Annotated in this window: 17 protein-coding genes; 5 read left to right on the forward strand and 12 right to left on the reverse strand. The window is 39.4% G+C overall.

Features of this window, described 5'->3' with window-relative positions; genetic code table 11:
* Positions 1-102 precede the first annotated feature (102 nt).
* Positions 103-1317 (forward strand): MFS transporter, encoded by a 1215-nt coding sequence (locus NC797_RS02055; protein ID WP_272434965.1) that lies wholly within the window; start codon positions 103-105, stop codon positions 1315-1317.
* A 313-nt stretch (positions 1318-1630) separates the two neighbouring features.
* Here NC797_RS02055 and NC797_RS02060 read toward each other — a convergent pair whose 3' ends face one another.
* On the reverse strand, positions 1631-2845 hold the full coding sequence (locus tag NC797_RS02060; RefSeq protein WP_417168671.1) for an NAD(P)/FAD-dependent oxidoreductase: 1215 nt from the start codon (positions 2843-2845) through the stop codon (positions 1631-1633).
* Between the two features lie 584 nt (positions 2846-3429).
* On the opposite strand from NC797_RS02060, the gene NC797_RS02065 reads away from it, so the two are divergent.
* Positions 3430-3582, forward strand: a complete 153-nt coding sequence (locus NC797_RS02065; RefSeq protein ID WP_272434967.1) for a hypothetical protein — start codon at positions 3430-3432, stop codon at positions 3580-3582.
* Between the two features lie 166 nt (positions 3583-3748).
* Here NC797_RS02065 and NC797_RS02070 read toward each other — a convergent pair whose 3' ends face one another.
* The 11 genes from NC797_RS02070 to NC797_RS02120 all read right to left on the reverse strand — a co-directional run bounded on the left by NC797_RS02070 (position 3749) and on the right by NC797_RS02120 (position 18464).
* Positions 3749-5239, reverse strand: coding sequence for a Na+/H+ antiporter NhaC family protein (locus NC797_RS02070; protein WP_272434968.1), 1491 nt, complete (start codon positions 5237-5239; stop codon positions 3749-3751).
* Positions 5240-5738: 499 nt separating this feature from the next.
* A complete protein-coding gene (locus NC797_RS02075; protein ID WP_272434969.1) occupies positions 5739-7010 on the reverse strand; it encodes an MFS transporter in 1272 nt (423 codons plus the stop codon).
* A 754-nt stretch (positions 7011-7764) separates the two neighbouring features.
* Positions 7765-8664 (reverse strand): tropomyosin, encoded by a 900-nt coding sequence (locus NC797_RS02080; protein WP_272434970.1) that lies wholly within the window; start codon positions 8662-8664, stop codon positions 7765-7767.
* 275 nt (positions 8665-8939) lie between these two features.
* Complete coding sequence (gene prpB / locus NC797_RS02085; protein WP_272434971.1) at positions 8940-9836, reverse strand: methylisocitrate lyase; 897 nt, start codon at positions 9834-9836, stop codon at positions 8940-8942.
* A gap of 17 nt (positions 9837-9853) precedes the next feature.
* Positions 9854-11287 carry a bifunctional 2-methylcitrate dehydratase/aconitate hydratase gene (locus NC797_RS02090; protein WP_272434972.1) on the reverse strand — a complete coding sequence of 478 codons (1434 nt, stop codon included), beginning with the start codon at positions 11285-11287 and terminating at the stop codon, positions 9854-9856.
* Between the two features lie 15 nt (positions 11288-11302).
* Positions 11303-12727 carry an SLC13 family permease gene (locus NC797_RS02095; protein ID WP_272434973.1) on the reverse strand — a complete coding sequence of 475 codons (1425 nt, stop codon included), beginning with the start codon at positions 12725-12727 and terminating at the stop codon, positions 11303-11305.
* Complete coding sequence (locus tag NC797_RS02100; protein ID WP_272434974.1) at positions 12724-14220, reverse strand: tripartite tricarboxylate transporter permease; 1497 nt, start codon at positions 14218-14220, stop codon at positions 12724-12726. Before NC797_RS02100 ends, NC797_RS02095 begins: the two co-directional genes overlap by 4 nt.
* Positions 14221-14232: 12 nt before the next feature.
* Positions 14233-14691 (reverse strand): tripartite tricarboxylate transporter TctB family protein, encoded by a 459-nt coding sequence (locus tag NC797_RS02105; protein WP_272434975.1) that lies wholly within the window; start codon positions 14689-14691, stop codon positions 14233-14235.
* Between the two features lie 178 nt (positions 14692-14869).
* The gene (locus NC797_RS02110) at positions 14870-15949 is read right to left on the reverse strand and encodes a tripartite tricarboxylate transporter substrate binding protein (RefSeq protein ID WP_272434976.1); all 1080 of its coding nucleotides are present in this window, start codon (positions 15947-15949) and stop codon (positions 14870-14872) included.
* Positions 15950-16145: 196 nt separating this feature from the next.
* Complete coding sequence (locus NC797_RS02115; protein WP_272434977.1) at positions 16146-16835, reverse strand: response regulator; 690 nt, start codon at positions 16833-16835, stop codon at positions 16146-16148.
* A gap of 24 nt (positions 16836-16859) precedes the next feature.
* Positions 16860-18464, reverse strand: a complete 1605-nt coding sequence (locus NC797_RS02120) for an ATP-binding protein (protein WP_272434978.1) — start codon at positions 18462-18464, stop codon at positions 16860-16862.
* Positions 18465-18652: 188 nt separating this feature from the next.
* On the opposite strand from NC797_RS02120, the gene NC797_RS02125 reads away from it, so the two are divergent.
* The 3 genes from NC797_RS02125 to NC797_RS02135 all read left to right on the forward strand — a co-directional run bounded on the left by NC797_RS02125 (position 18653) and on the right by NC797_RS02135 (position 20610).
* Complete coding sequence (locus tag NC797_RS02125; protein WP_272434979.1) at positions 18653-19261, forward strand: restriction endonuclease; 609 nt, start codon at positions 18653-18655, stop codon at positions 19259-19261.
* A 99-nt stretch (positions 19262-19360) separates the two neighbouring features.
* Positions 19361-20311 carry a magnesium/cobalt transporter CorA gene (gene corA / locus NC797_RS02130; RefSeq protein ID WP_272434981.1) on the forward strand — a complete coding sequence of 317 codons (951 nt, stop codon included), beginning with the start codon at positions 19361-19363 and terminating at the stop codon, positions 20309-20311.
* Between the two features lie 143 nt (positions 20312-20454).
* A complete protein-coding gene (locus NC797_RS02135) occupies positions 20455-20610 on the forward strand; it encodes a DUF1540 domain-containing protein (RefSeq protein WP_272434982.1) in 156 nt (51 codons plus the stop codon).
* The last annotated feature ends 95 nt before the right edge of the window (positions 20611-20705 follow it).

Consider the following 20705-nt stretch of genomic DNA (forward strand, 5'->3'; position numbering starts at 1 on the left):
GGAATGCAACTATAATAGAACAATAGAGACCTCTGATTTAATCAGAGGTTTTTCCCATTAATTTGAAGATAAATTACGTTTCAGAGAATAGGGGTAGTTTATATGATAGAAGCTCGTACAAAAACGTTTTGGAAAACGACGATAGGTCTAAGCATTGGTTCCCTTATCATTTTTGCTAATGTATATTTTACACAGCCGATTTTACCTGTTCTTACGAAAGAATTTAACATATCCCCTCTGATGTCGAGTATGTCTGTATCGCTTGTCATTCTGTCTCTAGGAATTTCGTTGTTTTTCTATGGGCCTGTTTCGGATAGTATCGGAAGGCGCGGCATTATGATTATAACAATGGCCCTTGCAACGGTTGCAACTTTTTCTGCTGCTTTTGCCCCAACCTTTGAGGTCTTAATCATCATTCGTATTATACAAGGGATCTTATTGGCTGGTCTTCCTTCTTTAGCGGTTGCGTATATCGGAGAAGAGTATTCTCCTCATGCATTGGCACTAGCGATTGGGGTATACATCAGTGGGAACACAATTGGTGGAATGTTTGGTCGGATCCTCAGCGGAATAATGACCGATCTATTTAACTGGCGTATCGCCTTTATCACCATGGGATTCATAAGCTTGATACTCTTTATTGGTTTTATTTTGCTTTTACGTCCCTCACAGCATTTTACTCCAAAATCGTTTCATTGGAAAGAAGCCTTGAATCATTATAAAAGTCATATCAAAAACACTAAATTAAGACTCGCCTATCTCATCGGAGGGCTTCACTTTTTGATTTTTGTCGGTCAGTTTAATTATGTTACCTATTTGCTGAGCAGCCCTCCTTATGAATTGCCAACTAGTATTATCGGAATCTTATTTTTGACGTATATTGCGGGTACGATTAGTTCCCCTGTTGCAGGTAATCTATCAAATCACCTTTCACAATCCTCTTGTATTAAGATTGGGATATTTATCATGATGATCGGGTTTTTAGTTACCCTTATCCCGAGTATTTTTGCCATTATTGGTGGGCTGCTATTGAATTGTTTTGGCTTCTTTTTTTCACATTCAGTGGCGAGTTCGAGTGTAAGTGGAAATGCTCAATATGCCAAAGCAAGTGCATCTGGACTGTATTTAATTTTTTATTATATTGGGGGGAGTCTCGGTCCATTTTATTTAGATCCTTTTTGGAAGCTGCTAAACTGGCAGGGAGTCGTTCTTGGCTGTATTTTTATCTTGTTTCTTACCACCTATTTTGCGTCCCGTATGAAAAAACTAGAGCAATCGGCAAAAATAAGGAATATGAAGAAATTCATAAGTGTTTAAGTGCGTGTTCACTTGCCTAGGGATTAAAAACAAGCTATAAGCACCCATGCAACGCTAGCGTGCTTGTATTCGCGCGCTCATTCGGTTGTTCTATACGAATAAAAAATACCACCCTGATAATGTCTTCATATAAGTAAGACACATTCTCAGGGTGGTACTCATTATTCTTCTAACGAAAGTCCCTAGTGTTTTCTAAACTACGCGAAAAAACTACATAAGCGACTGTAGATATGATCGTCAGCAATGTGAAAATAAGTGAGTTTTTCATTACGATTATTCCCTCCCTCATCGAAACATCTTCTTCCTTACTTTTCTAAAATGGACGAAACTTGCCTTTTTTTAGAACGAGCTTCGGTCCGCCAAGTAAAAATAAGTAACGATCATCAATTACATTTTTCATCGCCTTTGCAGTGACACCATACAACTTCTTCTGATCGAATACCGTACCCATTGCATGTTGGCCTCCTAGTGATGCAACGGTACCTTTATTATCATAGATAAAGCTTTCCAGTTCACCACCGTAAAGTAATGCGTAAATATTATTTGCACAAGTATCGGCTTCTTGGATTGCAAGCTGTGCTGTCGGAGGGAACGGTCGACCTTTTTCTTCATCCATCACCCATGAACAATCACCAAGGATGAAGATATTTTCATAACCTGGAGCACGTAAGTCACTGTTAACCGTTACTTTACCCTTTGTTAGTTCAAACCCTGATTTTCCAATCACTCCATTTGCTTGAACTCCACCTGTCCATACAATCGTCCCTGCCTTAATTTCTTCTTCCTCTTCGCCTATGACAACACTGTCTGGTTTGCACTCTTTTATCATTACACCTAACTTAAATTCAATGTCTCTAAATGCAAGCGATTTTCGCGCATAATCTGCGAGCTCTTCATCAAAACCTGGCAAAATAGAGGGAGCAGCTTCAATGTTAATAATGCGAACCTTACGTTTATCTATATCATATTTTTTACAAAGTTCTGGAACACGTTCTGCAAGCTCACCAACAAATTCGATACCAGTAAATCCTGCACCACCTACAACGATTGTTAATAAATGATCCTTTTCACCTGGTTCATTCTTGTAACGGGAAAATTGATATTCAATATGATCCCGAATCAATCGACTTTTATCAACACTTTCAATTGAAAATGCATTTTCTTCCATTCCTGGTATGCCAAATGTTGCTTTTTCAAAACCGAGCCCAATCACTAAAAAATCATAGCCTATTTCGTCATTTTCTAACACAACACGTTGCTCATCCTGTTTGACTTCAACAACTGAATCCTGTATTAGTGCCACTCTTTTTGTGTCAATTACATCTTTAATCATGATTCTTGAGCGATTAGGGTTAATGGTTCCAGCTGCAACTTCATGAAGCCAGGTTGTTTGATAGTGATAATTGTGTTTGTTAACTAATACAATCTCTGCTTCCTCAGGACCAAGCTTTTGTGTAAGTCTTTTTGTCGTCATCATTCCTGCATATCCAGCACCGAGAACGACAATTTTTGGTTTGTTCGTGCTCAAATTCATCCACCCTTCCTCTGATTGCTATCATTAAAGAATTGCTAAACCTCATAATTAATTTCCATTTTCTAAGTAAGTATGTTTAGTATTTCACAATTTTGAAAGCCTTTGTATCAAGACCATTTTATGTTAACAAATCGCTTTGTAAACGTCTAACAATTCGATTGATTATTGCAAGGATTGTTCAAAAAATACCAAATGGCTGTCGTTCGGTATGGGCATCTGTTGTTCATTATGCGGTTTCTCCTGCGAATATGCAGTTCCATCTACGATATGCAGATTCCCTAGCTTGCTTAATATGCGCGTTCCTTCTGGCTATATCGGTTCCTCCTTTCAATTATACAGATCCACTAACGATACGCGAACTCCCTAACCTAATATGCCGCTCCTTCCAGATATGCAGATCCACCGACGATACATGAACTACACAACAAATTCGGAGAAAATGACAACATTGAAAAGTATTTGACGGTATTTCAAAGAATTTTAATTTTATGCTTTACTTATTCGGAAAATTTGATACTATATAGTAAGATTCATTAATAAATGAAGAAATTTAAGTATTTGGAAAGGGGATGTGGAGTATGGTAACTTCTCTTTACATTCTGTCATTAGCTATTTTGGCAACTTTTTTAATTTTGTCTGCTGTAGAACGTCTTGCTACACGAAAGAATAAAAAAGCAGAATTAAGCGTTGAACCAGAACAGCCTACTGTTTTAGCGTTTGGCAAACGGTAGAAATAAAGTTAATTATCCCCTGACTCCACGTGATGGAATCAGATTTCATTACGCCTTTTGGGTATAACTCAAAAGGCGTTTTTAATTTTTCTAAATTTTACTTCTATACAATCAAAAGAGAGAAGTGTTAAGACACTTCTCTCTTTTGGGCTCAATTGGCAATAATCTATTTGCCTGTATAATCTTGTGGTTTTACTTCTTCGCCATTTTTTCCTTCATACCGCAGTCCCCAGCCGGTGATCGCAGCGATCAACATTACAATTAATAATCCCCAACCTTGGAACACAAAAGGAAATACCTCTGTTGGATTGATAACAGGTAAGAAGTTGTATTCTTCTGCTGCACCTTGAATCGTTGCCCAAGCTAACAACACTCCACCACTCCAAGGGAAAATATAGCCTAAGGACGATGATACCGTATCCAAAAAGTTTGCTCTTCGATAGGAATGAAGTTTCATTTCTTCCCCTATTTTTCGGACAAACGGTGCTGCTGCAATTTCTGCTGCAGTGTTAATTGTAATAAATACATTCAAGAACGCTACAATTCCAAAAATAGAGAGTTCAGCGCGTCGAACGACATTATTAATCTTTTTCAAGAAATAATTTTTTATTACTTCCATTGTGCCTGCTACTTCCATTAAATGAGCAGCAGCTAATATAAATAAAATTAAGATTGCCATGTTAAAGTAGCCACCAATTCCGCTCATTAACGCACCCTCTACAACTGCGTTACCTGCATCATCTTTGTAAATAGCTAATACTTCCGTTAACGGTGTTCCAGATAAGAAAATCATTACGATTGAAGCAACAATACCCCACGTTAATGAAGTTAATAAATGATGTCCTGACAAAGCTAGATATAGTACAAGTACAAAAGGAATGAGCAATAATAAGCCATTTGGTGAAACCTGTCCCTGTAAATCATTAATCACCTGAGTGTTTCCAATATCTCCTCCACCACCAACAATAACAAATAAAATCAATGCTGGAATTGCTGCTGTGATCGAATATTTAAATCGTGAACGAACGACACCAGGTACATCCGCATCTTGTGTGGTCGCTGAAACAATTGTTGTATCAGAAACTGGAGCAAGGTTATCCCCAAACACGGCACCACTCAATATTGCAGCTAACAGAATAACTGGATCAGCACCTAAAATAACTCCAGCTGGATACATTAAAATACCAAAGGTCGCAACCGTCCCATATCCTGTTCCTACCGCTGTTGCAAATAAAGCAGATAGTATAAATGTCAGTCCAACAAAGGTTCCACCTTGTAAGTTTGTTTGGAATCCAAACCATATTAATCCGTCAACAAGCCCCCCTGCTGATAAAAGTTTTGCAAACATTCCTGCCCAAAACCAAGCAATAACAGCAATAACGCCTATAGGCTGAGCCATTCCTGAAAACAAACTTTGAGCGTAATCGGACCATTTGGATTTACAAAATAATAAACCGATTGCAACACCCATAACCATTCCTAGTACTAATGCTTCCTCCGTTACTAGACCTGCAACACTTAATGTGATTGCCCATACAATAAAAAATACGAGTGGTACTGCGGCTACAAACACTCCTCCCCGAAATTCTAGTTTCTTTACCGTTTTTTCTCCAATAGCTTCATCAACATTCAGTTCTTCGTTTCGCTTATCCCCCATAGTTTCCCCTCCTAGATGTTAGTTACGATATTATTCTATCATAAAATTCAATGTTGCAACCGCTTTCTTTAAATTTTTATAATAGAGGATGTTCAAAAAGTCACCAAATGATAAGCGGCGCATCTCGGGGCCACACGATGTGGGTCATGCAGGCGTTGCCACAGGACGTGGCGGTCTTAGCTTGTATTCCTTAAATGGCTTGTTTTTCCGTTGCTTGGAAAAGAAACCAGCTTTTCCTGCGTGCGAAGTATATTCAGGGAAGCATTCCTTTTGCTCACGTATTAAAAGCATATCCTCAGAAAAAGAAGAACACTTTTTCTTCGTGCGAGGTAATGCTTTCGAAGCAACAAGCTTTCGCTGCGCTACTCAAAACTACGCTGCCTCGACCTGCTTGCTTCTAATTTGCCGACTTTTTGAACACGCACTAATAGAATATTACAAAAAGTTACCCCATTTTACAAAACTATTATTTTAGCAGTATCCTTACATTCAAACGAGACTATCCATCTGCGTGTGCTTTGACAGGTTTTGTTGCAAGGAGCGAGCAAGTAACGCCAATCAACGGAAAAATGAGTGATAATAGCAAAACGGGTGTGTAACTTTGGAAAATATCAAATCCAATACCAAACGGAAGTGGACCGAATGCTGAACCTGCAACACCCATCGTTACTCCAACTCCATTGATACTTCCTATATGTCTACGCCCAAAATAATTCGGCCAAATCACATTGGTAGCAATACGCCCTAGTCCATTCGCTACTCCCCACAATATTCCCACTATAATAGCAATTAGGTAATTGCTCATAATTAGCAGCAGTAAAAGTAAAACAATTTCAATCAAAAAAACCAGAAACAGTAGATAATTCGTTTTTATTTTTTCTGTAATAAACCCAGAAACAAATGACATTGGGATTCCGACAATTGCCATTAAGCTTAACACCATTGCAGCCACTTCTGGCTGAAGCTGGTTGGAACCGAAAATGGAAATGATATGAAATGTAATGCCCGTATTAATCATAGATGGAATCCCCACACAAATTAAGATCATCCAAAATGCCCTCGTTTTCGCGGCCTCATTTAACCTCCAATTTTCTTCTGTTTCCGGAATATATTTGCCCATTTTTCCCATAGAAACTTTCGTGTTCTTATCAGCCTTCCCATCTGGAACAAGTCCGATATCTTCTGGTCGATTTCGAACACCAAACAATGCTATCGGAACAAATAGTACAAGTAGCATAACCCCCCAGAATCTCCAAGCAAACTGCCAATCCCACGTTTGAATTAACCAAGTATTAATAACTGGAAACGCCGCTGCACTAGCAAAGCTTCCTAACGAGACAAAACTGACCGCACGCCCCCTTTTCTTAATAAACCATTGAGCAACTAACGTATTTGGGATTAACATCATACTGCCTTGCCCCAATAAACGTATGAAAAAAATCCCCACAACAAACATCCACATTGATGATACTACACTATTAAAAAAGGTTGCTGCTGCTAAGGATACACCGACGACAACCATCATGGTCCGTTGCCCAAACCGGTCAATAAATCGCCCCACAACAATCATGGTGAAACCTGCTATTAGTGTAGCAATTGAATATAATCCTGATACTTCAGAACGAGACCAACCAAAGTCATTTATGTATTCGTCAACAAATATAGAATTAGAATACGTTTGCCCTGGCCCAGAGAAAAACGCCCCTAATGCTGCAATAAAAACAATGACCCATCCATAATAAAACCTCTGAAACAAGTTATTTTTAAACATACTTACACCACCTAGTTGTCTATCTAACGATTGAATTTGATTGGTAAGGGAAAAGGGAGAAGTGGAAGAATAACAGATGAGATTACACATTTTAAAATAAGTGATATCTATTAATATACTACACTTCATCACTATAGCATATTAAAATGGTTGATCAAGAAGAATATAAAGCAGAAGCAAGTCAGCCTGATATAATTCAGAAAACTGGATGCCTGGGATGTTCTTTCTTGTTTTTTTGACTCTCATCCGTCCTCATAACACCGATGACGACGCATTCTTTCGATTTTTCGACCCGCATCCGTCCTCATATCACCGATGACGACGCATTCTTTCGATTTTTCGACCCGCATCCGTCCTCATATCACCGATGACGACGCATTCTTTCGATTTTTCGACCCGCATCCGTCCTCATAACACCGATGACGACCCGTTCTTTCGGTTTTTCGACTCGCATGCGTTCTCATAACACCGATGACGACCCGTTCTTTCGATTTTTCGACCCGCATCCGTCCTCATAACACCGATGACGACCCGTTCTTTCGGTTTTTCGACTCGCATGCGTTCTCATAACACCGATGACGACGCATTCTACCGCACTATAATCCACCATAACATTAAAAAGCCTGAGTCAACACTCAGGCTTTACAAAAAATTTTATTCCAAAGTTCGTGATCTCCTGAGATGAATTGAGGCATAGAGGTTTTGTCGTTGGAGATATTTAAAAGGGAGGTTCAAATGAAGAATGCGTTATCTTTTAATGATTGTTTAGGCTTTCGAGCTCTTTCAACTTTGAATTTGTTTCTGTACGATGCTCTCGGATTTCTTTATGAAGATTCGTATAGCTTTCAGCATGCAATGTCATGTTATGTTTGAGTATGTCTTTTAATTCTTGTTGTCCAGACTTCAAATCCTTAGTGTCGTTTTCTAACGTGTCAAAGCGCTCGTCTACCATTCCGAAACGGTGATCCACCTTATCAAAGCGTTCATCTACCTTTTCGAAGCGGTGATCCACATTGTCAAAGCGCTCGTCTACCATTCCGAAGCGGTGATCCACATTGTCAAAGCGCTCGTCTACCATTCCGAAACGGTGATCCACATTGTCAAAGCGCTCGTCTACCATTCCGAAGCGTTGATCCACATTGTCAAAGCGTTCATCTACCTTTTCGAAGCGTTGATCCACATTATCAAAACGCTCGTCTACCTTTTCGAAGCGGTGATCCACATTGTCAAAGCGCTCGTCTACCATTCCGAAACGGTGATCCACATTGTCAAAGCGCTCGTCTACCTTTTCGAAGCGGTGATCCACATTGTCAAAGCGTTCATCTACCATTCCGAAACGGTGATCCACATTATCAAAGCGTTCATCTACCTTTTCGAAGCGGTGATCCACATTATCAAAACGCTCGTCTACCTTTTCGAAACGGTGATCCACATTATCAAAGCGCTCGTCTACCTTTTCGAAGCGGTGATCCACATTATCAAAGCGTTCATCTACCCTTTCGAAGCGTTGATCCACATTATCAAAACGCTCGTCTACCTTTTCGAAGCGGTGATCCACATTATCAAAGCGTTCATCCATCTTGTCAAAGCGAGCGTCTACTTTTTCAAAGCGGTGATGCATTTGTTCCATGAACTGTTTGAGAAGTTCTTCCATTATTCTCACCTCCTATCTTGTCTTATTATAGCATAATTTGCACTTAAATCTAGTTACTGTTCGTTAAAATAAAAGGTTGCGCGTTTGTCTCAATGAATCACATTGGTATATAGCACTTATGTGCAACAATAATTAATGGGGATTGATCAAAATATAGGAAATGCTCCAGAATGGCCACGCACCATTATCTAAGAACTCAGAACCCCCCATGTATAAATGGGGGTTAAAATCTTTCTATCTTTATCCTGCATCCACTAATTTTTTCAAAAGCCTACCTACAAAACAGTTTTCGCGATTTTACTATCTAATGATTCGTAATTGTAATAGTCAATTGTGTCATAGAGTTCCTTCCTTGATTGCATGTCAGCAAGCATATCTTTTTGTGTACCTTTTTCAGCTATTTCTGTAAATACACGCTCGTAAGCCTTTGCTGCCACACGTAGTGACGTGACTGGGTAAATGACCATGCTGTAGCCAAATTCCTGAAACTCTTGAGCAGTGTAATATGGCGTTTTACCGAACTCCGTCATGTTGGCTAACAGTGGTGTTGCTACTTTTTGCTTAAATTGCTCAAATTGTGCTTTATCTGTTAGTGCTTCAGGAAAAATTGCATCGGCACCCGCAGCAATGTAATCATTCGCACGTGAAATTGCAGACTCAACGCCTTCCACCGCACTCGCATCTGTGCGCGCAACAACAACAAGGCTTGGCGCTACTTCCTTTATAATCCGTATTTTTTGAACCATTTCATCTGTGGTGACGAGCCTTTTACCATTCAAATGACCGCATTTTTTTGGAAGGTCTTGATCTTCCAATTGAACAGCAGCCACCTTTGCTTCTACCATTTCCCTAGCCGTTCTTGCCGTATTTAAAACACCACCATAACCAGTATCGATGTCAACGAGTAGTGGCAGATTTGTAGCCCTAATCAAGTCTTTTGCTCGACTTGATATTTCCTCTGTTGTTATCATCCCAAGGTCTGGCATTCCCTTGCTTGCTGTGTAGGATGCACCAGATAAGTATAATGCGCTAAATCCAACTTTTTTTGCAATCAATGCTGCCATTCCATCATGTGCACCTGGTAGCTTTAAAATAGATTCGTCTAGCATCAAAGTGCGAAATGTACTAGCAAGCTCTTCCTGTGTCGATTGTTCCTGTATTAACCAACTCAATGTTCCTCACCCCTTTTTCAAAACGAAATAACTATCCTAGCCATGAAGTTGTGTACTGGCATTTTCTTTAATTGATCCAAGTCTTCAAAACAATTATAAATATCTTTTGCTTGTTTCATTGGAAAGCGCGTTTCTAGATTGTACTTAAACTTTTCCCTTAGCTTTGGAATCCCTTCCTTTCGACGGAATCGATGTCCCAGTGGGTACTCTTGAGCTATCTTATCAGTAGATGTTCCATCATGGAAATGAACTTGCACCGCATTTGCGATTGATCGTTTGTCAGGATCCAGGTAATCGAGACTGTACTGTTTATCCTCCACCACATCCATTTTGTTTCGTAGCTCATCGATTCGTGGGTCTCTTGCTACTTCCTCTTCATAATGGTCAGCAGTAACTGTGCCGAACAACAAACCGATGGCAGTAATATACTGTATACAATGATCTCGATCTGCTGGATTGTGGAGTGTACCCTGCTTATCAATGATCCGTATCGCCGATTCATGTGTCGTAATGGTAATGTTACGAATTTCATCCAAACGATTGGCAACAAATGGGTGAAGTTCTACCGCACATTCAGCTGCGGTTTGTGCATGGAATTCAGCGGGATATGCTATTTTAAACAGGATATTCTCCATAACATACGATGCAAGTGGTCTCGCTAAAGTAAGTTCCATTCCACCAAACAGTACTTCTTGGAAACCCCACCTAGGTGCAGAAAGCGCTGTTCTATATCCCATTTCACCGTTCACAGCCATCATTGCCAAGCGTACACCACGGCTAGTTGCATCACCTGCAGCCCATGACTTACGGGAGCCTGCGTTCGGAAAATGACGGTATGTCCGCAGACTTGCACTATCAATCCATGCATTTGAGACTGCGTTTATCACTTCCTCTCTTGACCCCCCAAACATTGCCGTTACAACAGCAGCCGTCGCCACTTTAACAAATAATACGTGATCAAGTCCTTGTCGATTCAGGCTGTTATCAAGTGCCAAAACACCTTGAATTTCATGAGCCTTTACCGTCGCTACTAATACAGCCTCCATCATAAGAGGAGCCTTTCCTTCTGATACATTTTTCCGGCTGATATAGTCTGCTGCTGCCAATATTCCCCCTAAATTATCAGAAGGATGCCCCCATTCGGCTGCTAGCCATGTGTCATTATAATCAAGCCAACGAATGATTGTTCCAATATTAAACGCTCCTTGAATTGGATCCAATTCAAAAGACGTACCTGGTACCCTACTTCCGTTTGGGACAACAGTGTTTGGTACAATTGGCCCTAAATGCTTGGTACACTCTGGATATCTAAGAGCTAAGAAGCCACAGCCTAGTGAATCTAGTAAAACGTTGTTAGCAGTTTGGATTGCTTCATCACTTGAAATTTCCGTATGTAATACATAATCTGCAATTTCTTCAAGTAATCCATCTGTTTTGTTTATTTGACTCATTCATTTCCCTCCCATTTACCAATAGTAAAGTGCAGCTAATATTGCCATAATGATCACGGTACAACTTGAAAAAATACCGATTGTATACTGCTCTTTTTTTGTGAAAATTCCTGTTTCAAATGCATAAAACGTAGTTGGCGAATGAATTGGCAAAATCATTACCCCGCCGATCACCATGACAACTAAAAAAGCCAAACCTACTGGCGGAATGCCGATCAGCTCTGCATAGGAAATAACAATTGGAAAAATAACGATCATAGCGGAAGATGGCACGACAAACAAAAATCTTAATATAAAGACGAATAAAGCGATAGCAAGTACGTTAAAAATTAAATTCGCATCTTGCGGGACAATCCCGATCAATTCTCCTGCTAGTGCTTGTGCCGTTCCATTTGATTCCATTAACATTCCGATCGAAAAAGAGGACCCTAGTAACAAAAAATTTTCCCAATCGTAGTTTCGAATAACTTCATTATTTATGAGACCTATCTTTGGCAAAGCAAAAAAAACAACGAGTAGCATTGGTGGCAAAACTAACGGTACTCTCTGCTGGTCTGTCACAATCCAAGTCAAAATCATCAATCCAAAACTACCGGTAACTATCCAAAACATAGGAGGCAGGTTTGTCGATTCTTGTTCGGGTAAGCTTATCGACGGGTTCTTGTTATGCCAATCATCATTTGGAGTGGTCCATTTTAAAAACTGCCAAACGAAAAAAATGATGATAAGCATCCCAATCCAAAGTGGTGGCGCAATTCGAACAAACCAATCTAACCATCCTAAATCAGCTACACCATAGTCCCTGAACAGCTGAGAAGCTAGAATTGGAAATCCTCCACCTGTGAAAATAATCATCGTCGACTTTTGATTCATCATCCCAATAACGTACAAGCAATATTTTTTAAATAAACTTTTTTCTCCATACCCATAGTATTGATTAAGCCTTTGGATCAATGGAAAAAGAATTTTATAACGAGCAATTGCTGACGGTAGCAGGATCGGAAATATGAAGATGAACAAAGGTAGTCCTACCACTATTATGTGGGGGCCGCCCTTACTAATTTTGATCAGAAGTCGAGCAATAACACGATCAATCCTTACTTTTACAAGAGCGTGACTAATAATAGAAAGCATAAATATAAAGTAAAGTGCAGGTGACAAAAAGCCAACTACTGCATCTTCTACTCTATCGACCAGCTGAAACAGCAGCATACAGGCTAACAGTAAAATACTCGTTGCACCTGATGGAAGTGGAGCCGCGATCCATAGGTAAACAGCAAATGCTAGTAAGCCCAGGGTTAGCTGTTGTTCAGTTGAAAAATCTGATAAAAAGGTTGTCTCGATGAACAGAGTAAGCAAGATGAAAAGGGACCAAAAGCCAACGTGTAGGACGAACTTTTGATTGCCTTTGATCCAATTAACCTTTTGAATGCCTTTCATTCATTAACCTTTTTTTGTCTACGCCATTGTTGAACAATCGGAATGACGAAGGAGAGTACAGATACAATAAGCAATGAAAGCGAAATTGGTTTTTCAATAAATATCATGAGGCTCCCATTTGATATTGTTAAAGACTGTCTAAATGCTTGTTCCATCATCCCTCCTAGAATAAACGCCAATATGAATGAGGGTGCTGGAAAAGCGAACAATCTCATTAAAAATCCAATAACACCGAATAGTAATAGCATGTAGAGATCAAACGTGTTAAAACTGATGGCATACACACCAATGATACTAAACATAATGACGAGCGAAATAAGCAATGGTCGAGGAATACGTAATATTCGTGCAATATAAGGAATTAAAGGCAAATTCAAAATTAATAGAAACACGTTCCCAATATACATACTTGCAATAATTCCCCAAAATACTTCTGGACGGTCGGTCATCAATAAAGGGCCTGGCTGAATACCCAGCACCATAAACGCTCCTAGCATAACTGCTGTCGTTCCAGATCCAGGAATTCCAAGACTTAATAACGGAACAAAAGCACCACCAGTAGCAGCATTGTTTGCTGTTTCTGGGCCCGCAAGACCTTTAATCGAGCCTTTACCAAATTCTTCAGGTTTCTTTGCGATACGTTTTTCCGTAATATATCCTATAAATGAGGCGATCGTTGCACCTGCACCCGGTAAAACGCCAAGTAAGAATCCTAAAATAGATTGCCTTGCCATCGGTCCTTTCATTTCCTTAAAGTCACTTTTTCCAAGCCGCAAACTTCCGAGCTTGTGACTATTACTAACCGAATCATCCTTCCTGTTAAGAATGAGAGTGCACACCTCAGCTAAAGCAAATAGGCCTAGTGCAATCACTAGAAAATCAAGACCTTCCAAAAGATTTACATTACCAAAAGTAAAACGCTGTGTCCCTGTTTGACCATCAATCCCGATTGTCACTACCATGAACCCAACAACTGCCGAAAGCAATGCTTTGATGGTCGATCCTTCTGATAGACTAGAAATTGCCGTTAATCCCATTAACATTAACGCAAAATATGCTGGCGGGCCAAAAGCAACCGCTACACTTGCAAGAGCAGGAGCAAGTAACATTAATAGAATGACACTTACCGTTCCCCCTGTAAAAGAAGATATTGCTGCGATGGCCAATGCCTTACCTGCTTTTCCTTGCTGTGCCATTGGGTATCCATCAAAGGCCGTTGCTACTGTACCCGATATTCCCGGTGCGTTTAGCAATATGGATGATGTCGATCCTCCAAAGACAGCACCATAATAAACCCCTGCCATCATCACTAAAGCTGGAGCGGGATCCATTCCGTATGTGATCGGGATCATCACGGCAATTGCACTAATAGGACCTAAACCTGGTAGCATACCGATAAATGTTCCAACAAAAACGCCAATTAATACAAATAAGATGCCTTCTACGCTGAGGGCAATTTCAAATCCAGTCAAAATACCTTCTATAGAACCCATATGCTACCTCCTTTAAAACGGTAATATACCTTGTGGCAAACTAATCTTAAGAAAATAAGAAAACGTCACATACATAAAAAATGGGAAAAGAACAGAAACGATTATATTCGTTTTATATTTTTTGTATCCAAGGAACCAGGAACAAAAGAATATGAATACACCAGTCATAATGACAAACCCTACAATTTCGAGCAACCAAATATATAGAAAAATAAACAAAAATACCGCACCTAACACAGCAAACTCTTTTTTAGGGATATTCCTACGAGCTCTTTGCTCTTTTGTTTCTGTGTTTTTTGAGAAAAATAAAAAGATTGATAGAATAATAAGCAACCAACCTAACCCTTTCGGTACCACATCCGCATCAACAGGAGTGTACGGATAGGATGGAAGTCTATAGCTCATGATCAAATACCCTATTGCTAGTAGAATTAGAACAATGCTAATTTTTTGGTTAATTGTTTTTAACACTCGATCACCACCCTGTTTCGTATGTTTCAAAAGACACAATATTGGCATCCACAAATGAAGACCATCATCAAAAAAGTTACCGTTCAGCTCTCCTGTAGTCCTGGTTAAAAAGGAGTGAAGCCAATGATCGTAATCATTGACTTCTCCACTTCTTTTCGAGGTTATGAACACCAAATTTTTATTTTCCGAGACCTAATTCATCCAAAAGGCCTTTGATTGATTCCTTTTCGTTGTTAAGAAACTCTGTATAATCTTGGCTATTCATATACATTTCATTCCATCCATACTTTGCTCGGACATCGGCAAACTCAGGTGAATCACTTAACTCTTTAAACTTTTTCTCATAATAGTCAAGTGCTGCTTGATCCATGTTTGGCGGTCCAAAGAATCCACGCCAGTTCACAAATGTAGCATCAATTCCCTGTTCTTTAGCTGTTGGAAAATCAGATAGCACTTCTCCTTCGACCCTCTCTTCAGCTGTGATACCTAAAACTTTAATTTTACCTGCTTTCACCTGTTCCACTGTTTCTGCAATACCTGTAGAGTACACGTCGACACTACCATTTAATAATGAAGTTAGTGCGCCCCCATCCTGATCAGATACATATTTAATTTTTGTAATGTCTACTCCAGCTGCTTTTGCTATTTTCACAAATTGAATATGATCCATGCTCCCTGGTGAAGATGCGCCAACAACGGTAACACTAGATGGGTCTTCTTTCATGTCATCAAATAAATCGTTCAAATTATCCCATTTCGAATCCGCTTTAACTGCAAATGCAGCGTAATCAGCAATGACGTTGGCAATTGGTGTGAAATCTTCGTGACCATACTGTGATTGTCCATTAAGCGGCACTAACAAAATTGGAGAAGAAGAAACGAATAAGTTGTATGGACTTCCATCTTTCTCAGCAATGTAAGACCAGCCAACTGCTCCACCTCCACCTGGCTTATTGACAACACCAATGTCCTGATCAATAATGCCCGCTTCATTGAATACTTTTGCAGCCATTCGTGCGGTTGTATCCCATCCACCACCTGCTCCCGCTGGTGCTACGATTTCGATCGGTTTTTCAGGTGACCACTCACCGGAATCAGCTTGATTATCTTCTGATGAATTGTCCTTTTCTTCTGCATCAGATCCCGAATCAGAGTTAGATCCACCTGCATTCTCATCTTCACCAGATGAACCACTCGAACATGCGGCAAGGAACAATAGTAAAAAGGCAAATACTAAAATGGATAACGCTTTCTTCATTACTTGACTCCCCCTTTTGATTTTACTTAAACAGGATACGGAATTACGTCCCTGAAGAAAACTATAAATGACTCACCCAAAAAAGTAACCGTTTTCAAAATAATGATCGATAAATTTTTTGTGTGCATTTTGTTCATTTTGTTCACGGGAAAAGGTTGTTCATCAAAGGGGAAGATACGTTATTTTCGTTTATTTATCAAAATGTTTTATTCGTCATGCGATATTTTCGTTCTGGTCTACCTACAATTCCGTATTCAAGTTCTGCAGTTCCCTCACCTATCGAAATCAAATATTCCAAATATCTTCTTGCTGTTGTTCTTGAAGCACCTATCTTAGTTCCCATTTCTTCTGCTGTAATACCTGCATCGACTTCATACATAATCCCCTTTACTTTTTTAAGTGTTAACGGGTCAATTCCTTTAGGAGTTTGCTTAACAACACTAGAGGCATTAGACCCTGTATGACCAAAATAGTCATCAAGAAAAGATTGATCGACATCCTCCATAACATCCAGTACTTTTTTTGTTCGTTTATACTTTTCAATCGTTGCGATGAACCGCTTCATTTCAACTGGCTTAATAATGTAGTCAAACACTCCATGTCGAATCGTTTCCTCAACCAGATGCTTTTCCGTTGCTGCAGAAATCATAATGATGTCCACATTTGGATTTATCTTCCTAATATCTTCAATCAGTGTAGTACCAAGTATATCAGGCATGAAAATATCTAGGAGTACGAGATCTACCTCCCGATCCTTCATGAACTGAATAGCCTCTTTGCCTGTAAGTGCTTTCCCGACCACTTTTACACCAGACATTTTCGCAAGAAACTTTTCATGTATTCCAGCCACCCTAAAATAATCTTCAATAATCAAAATGTGTATCATAAATCAAAGAAACCTCCTATCACGTCACGCATATCGACTTTCTTTTATTGTTAGTTCCTTAGGTATAAAAATGGAGAAAACTGCACCACCGTCCTTTTGGTTATGCACTTCCATTTCTCCTTGAAGCTCCTCTACAACTTCTTGCACGATCGACAACCCATAACCCCTATCTTCTTTATTCTTTTTTGTCGAAAATCCTTTGTTAAAAATGAACTTCGCGTGTTCTTCTTTTATTCCAGGGCCATTGTCTGATATGTCAAAAACAATGTCCTTACCAACATCGGTTGCAAAAAAAACAACCCGCTTCTCTTCTTGGTATTCCACCGCTTCAATCGCATTATCTAGTAAATTACCAAGTATCGTAATGAGACTGGACATATCTATCCGCTTTGGTAATGCACTCAACGAACTGTTTTGGTCAATTTCAAATTTTACCTTTTTTTCTGAAGCTTTGCCTATCTTACCTAATAAAATAGCTTGTACCGTTCGATCCTTGATCTGCCCAATTAGGACTCTGTTTTGATGCTGGTTGATTTCGGATTCTGTTTGGATTAGCGCGATTGCCTCGCTGTAATGACCAAGCTGAAGTAAACCAGATAAAACGTATAATTTATTCGTATATTCATGTGTTTGGGCACGTAAGTCCTCGGAATATCTTCGGACCTCTGACAACGTGTCAAGCATTTCTTTGATTTCTGTTTTATCTCTGAAACTAGCTACAACACCTACCACCTCACCGTTTTCAATGATCGGTGTCCGATTTACGATGACTACTCGATCACGCAAAATCATTTCCGTATCTTTTTCCTTTTTACCAGTTTTCAAGACATCATACATTTTTGTATTTGGTAAAATGTCTTCTATCTTTCTATCTGTCCAGTCCTCTGATAGACCAAGAATTTCTTGAGCAGCATCATTCATCATCGTAATGTTCCCATTTTTATCAATCGCTGTAATCCCTTCTTTAATAGAAAGTAAGATTGCATTCCGGTCCCGATAAAGTGATGCAATTTGATGTGGCTCTAACCCTAATGTATCTTTTCTTATATTGCGGGTTAGTGCAATCCCACCTATCACCCCTAATAGAATCACAAGAAGAGAGAATCCGCTTATTTTTAATAGTTTATCAAATACAATCGTCTTAATATCTTCTATCATAAAGCCTACCGAAACGAGGCCAATGATTTCCCCCTCGTCATTAAAAATAGGTGCCTTCCCTCGAAGCGAAGGACCAAGACTCCCTACAGCTTTGGAAGTATAGTATTGTCCATCAATTAGCGCTTTACCATTGTCTCCACCAACCATTCGTTTCCCTAACTTGTATGAGTCAGGATGGGAATAACGAATACTTTGGGCATTTCCGACAACGATAAATTCCGCTCCTACCATTTCTCGAATCTTCTCAGCAATTGGTTGGATCACTACTGCAGGATCCTCCAACTCAAATGCATTTTTTATGGTCGGCATAAAAGAGACAGTCGTTGCAACTTGAAGCGCCCGCTGGCCTATATTTCTTTCTGTTTGCTGTGATTGAATATATGCAATAATCCCTGTCAAAACGATGGTTACAAATAGAACCAATGAAATAATCAATGTCAAAATCTTCGTTTGAAGCGAGATCCTTCTCATAGTGTTGGCCAGTCCTTCCTACTTGTAACTTCTCTACATTAAACCTACCACAATATTCTAAACCTATCACAATATTCTGTAAATAGGAAGCGCAATTGGGTGGTGTTACTCCATTAAAATCTGTCGTAACCTCGTATACACCATTCTCCTTTAGGCAAAAATGGTTGCAAAAAGGAGGGTGTTACAACATGATTCAAATAGCACTTGTAATAATGGTCATTATTGGTTTGGTTCATCTATGGATCGTAAAGCGTCGTAATGACTATACGGCGCGTGAAATTATTCGCCAGTTAAACAAAAGCAGGGACATGAAACGGACGATGGCAATGGGACTGCACACCAGGTTTAATTTTAAGCGAGATCCAGAGACAGGTAAAATTCTAGAAAAGACGTCAGACTTATTTATCAAGCAAACAGCACACGAGTTTGAAGACTTTGTTTCAGATGTGATCGAGGACTATTATGGTGGTGAGGCAGAGGTGACGGTAGGATCTGGTGATCATGGTGTAGATATTCGACACTTCCGTGATGATGGGTTATACCTTGGACAAGTAAAGGCATTTAAAGAAGATATGAACTATTTACCGATCGCATTGATCCACTCCAATATGGTAAAAGAGAATGCCAAAGGTGGGTTCGTCGTTACTACTGGGAATTTCACAGATAAAGCGCGGCAATATGCGCAAGATTTAAATATTGAATTGATTGATGGAGAGACGCTTGTGAACTACTGGCTTATTGGATTAGAAGACAAGGATAAGGAATTAGTCGGGCAGCCTGAAGAAATAAAAACGTGAGAAAGTGATCTTGTGAACACCTTGAAATATTGGCTACCCCTTCAATTTTATGGTAGTTTATGTTAAATCAATTTTAAAGAGGGTTAAAGGGGAAAGAAAATGATCCAAGTCATTGCTATCGATCAACAATATAAAAAACATCATCAAATCCAGCTTCCAGAAGTAATAAACAATGAAAACTATTTGTGGTTTTGGATTGATTTTAATCATCCAACTGAAAAAGAAATACAGGAACTCGATCAGACTCTAAAGTTTCACCCACTTGCAATTGAGGACTGCATTCATGGGCTTCAACGCCCGAAGTTAGATTATTATGATGATTACACATTCTATACGACACACGCAATCAAACAAAAAGGACTTCATACAGAAGAAATTGATTTTTTCATTGGAGAAAATTATATTGTTAGCTTTCATATGGAAGACTCTAAAGAATTAAATCATGTATGGAATCGATTGATCACGCTAGGAAAAATAGAGCAATGGGACCCACACCACGTTTTTTATCAAATATTGGATAAAATTGTAGACAATTACTTTCCACTTATTTACGAAATTGAAGATGAGTTGAATGCAATTGAAAATAACTCAGATATACGTTCCATGAATATTCTGATGGAGCGTTTGTTTGATATTCGTCACAAGCTGTTAACGTTGAGACATACCATCAATCCGGCACGTGATCTTCTGTACCGTATGTTAAACTCACATCACTTAGAGGGAATACGAGATCGACGGGAGTATTTTTCGGATATTTATGACCACCTGTTAAAGCTGTCGGAAATGGTTGAGTCAAACCGTGAGATCACAAACGACATTCGTGATAGTTATTTGTCGCTCACCTCACATCAAACCAATCAGGTGATGAAAATTTTAACGATCATTACTTCGATATTCGCTCCGATCACATTTATCGCAGGAATTTATGGAATGAATTTTCGCTATATGCCAGAACTGACATGGGACTATGGCTATTTTATTATCCTTGGCATCATGGGAACCATTGCTGTTTTAATGTATACCTGGTTCAAACGAAAAGGCTGGTTTTGATATCCAAACATGACTGGAAATAGTAACTAGCTCACTCTGTTGGAACAGATCCCTGACAAAAGTGTTGGAAAAACTTAGCTGTGAAATGTAAGTATTATATTATGCTTAATCGGGACAACTATGCATACAGGAGGTGTACCACAATGGCTCAAGACGTATTATGCGAAGTAAACAACTGTAAGTATTGGGCGGAAGGTAACAAATGTTCCGCCAATGCCATCTATGTCGTTAGCCACCGCGGTAAGAAGGCGGCAAATCAAGAAGAAACCGATTGCCAGACTTTTGAACCGCAAATTTAGTACCCTTCTTTAACGGGACTGTCCTCACAAAGACGTGTGGGGGCAGTCCTAATTCTTGCACCACTCAAAAGAGATACCACTCTGTGACATGACAA

Source organism: Terrihalobacillus insolitus (assembly GCF_028416575.1).
Lineage (GTDB): Bacteria > Bacillota > Bacilli > Bacillales > Amphibacillaceae > Terrihalobacillus > Terrihalobacillus insolitus.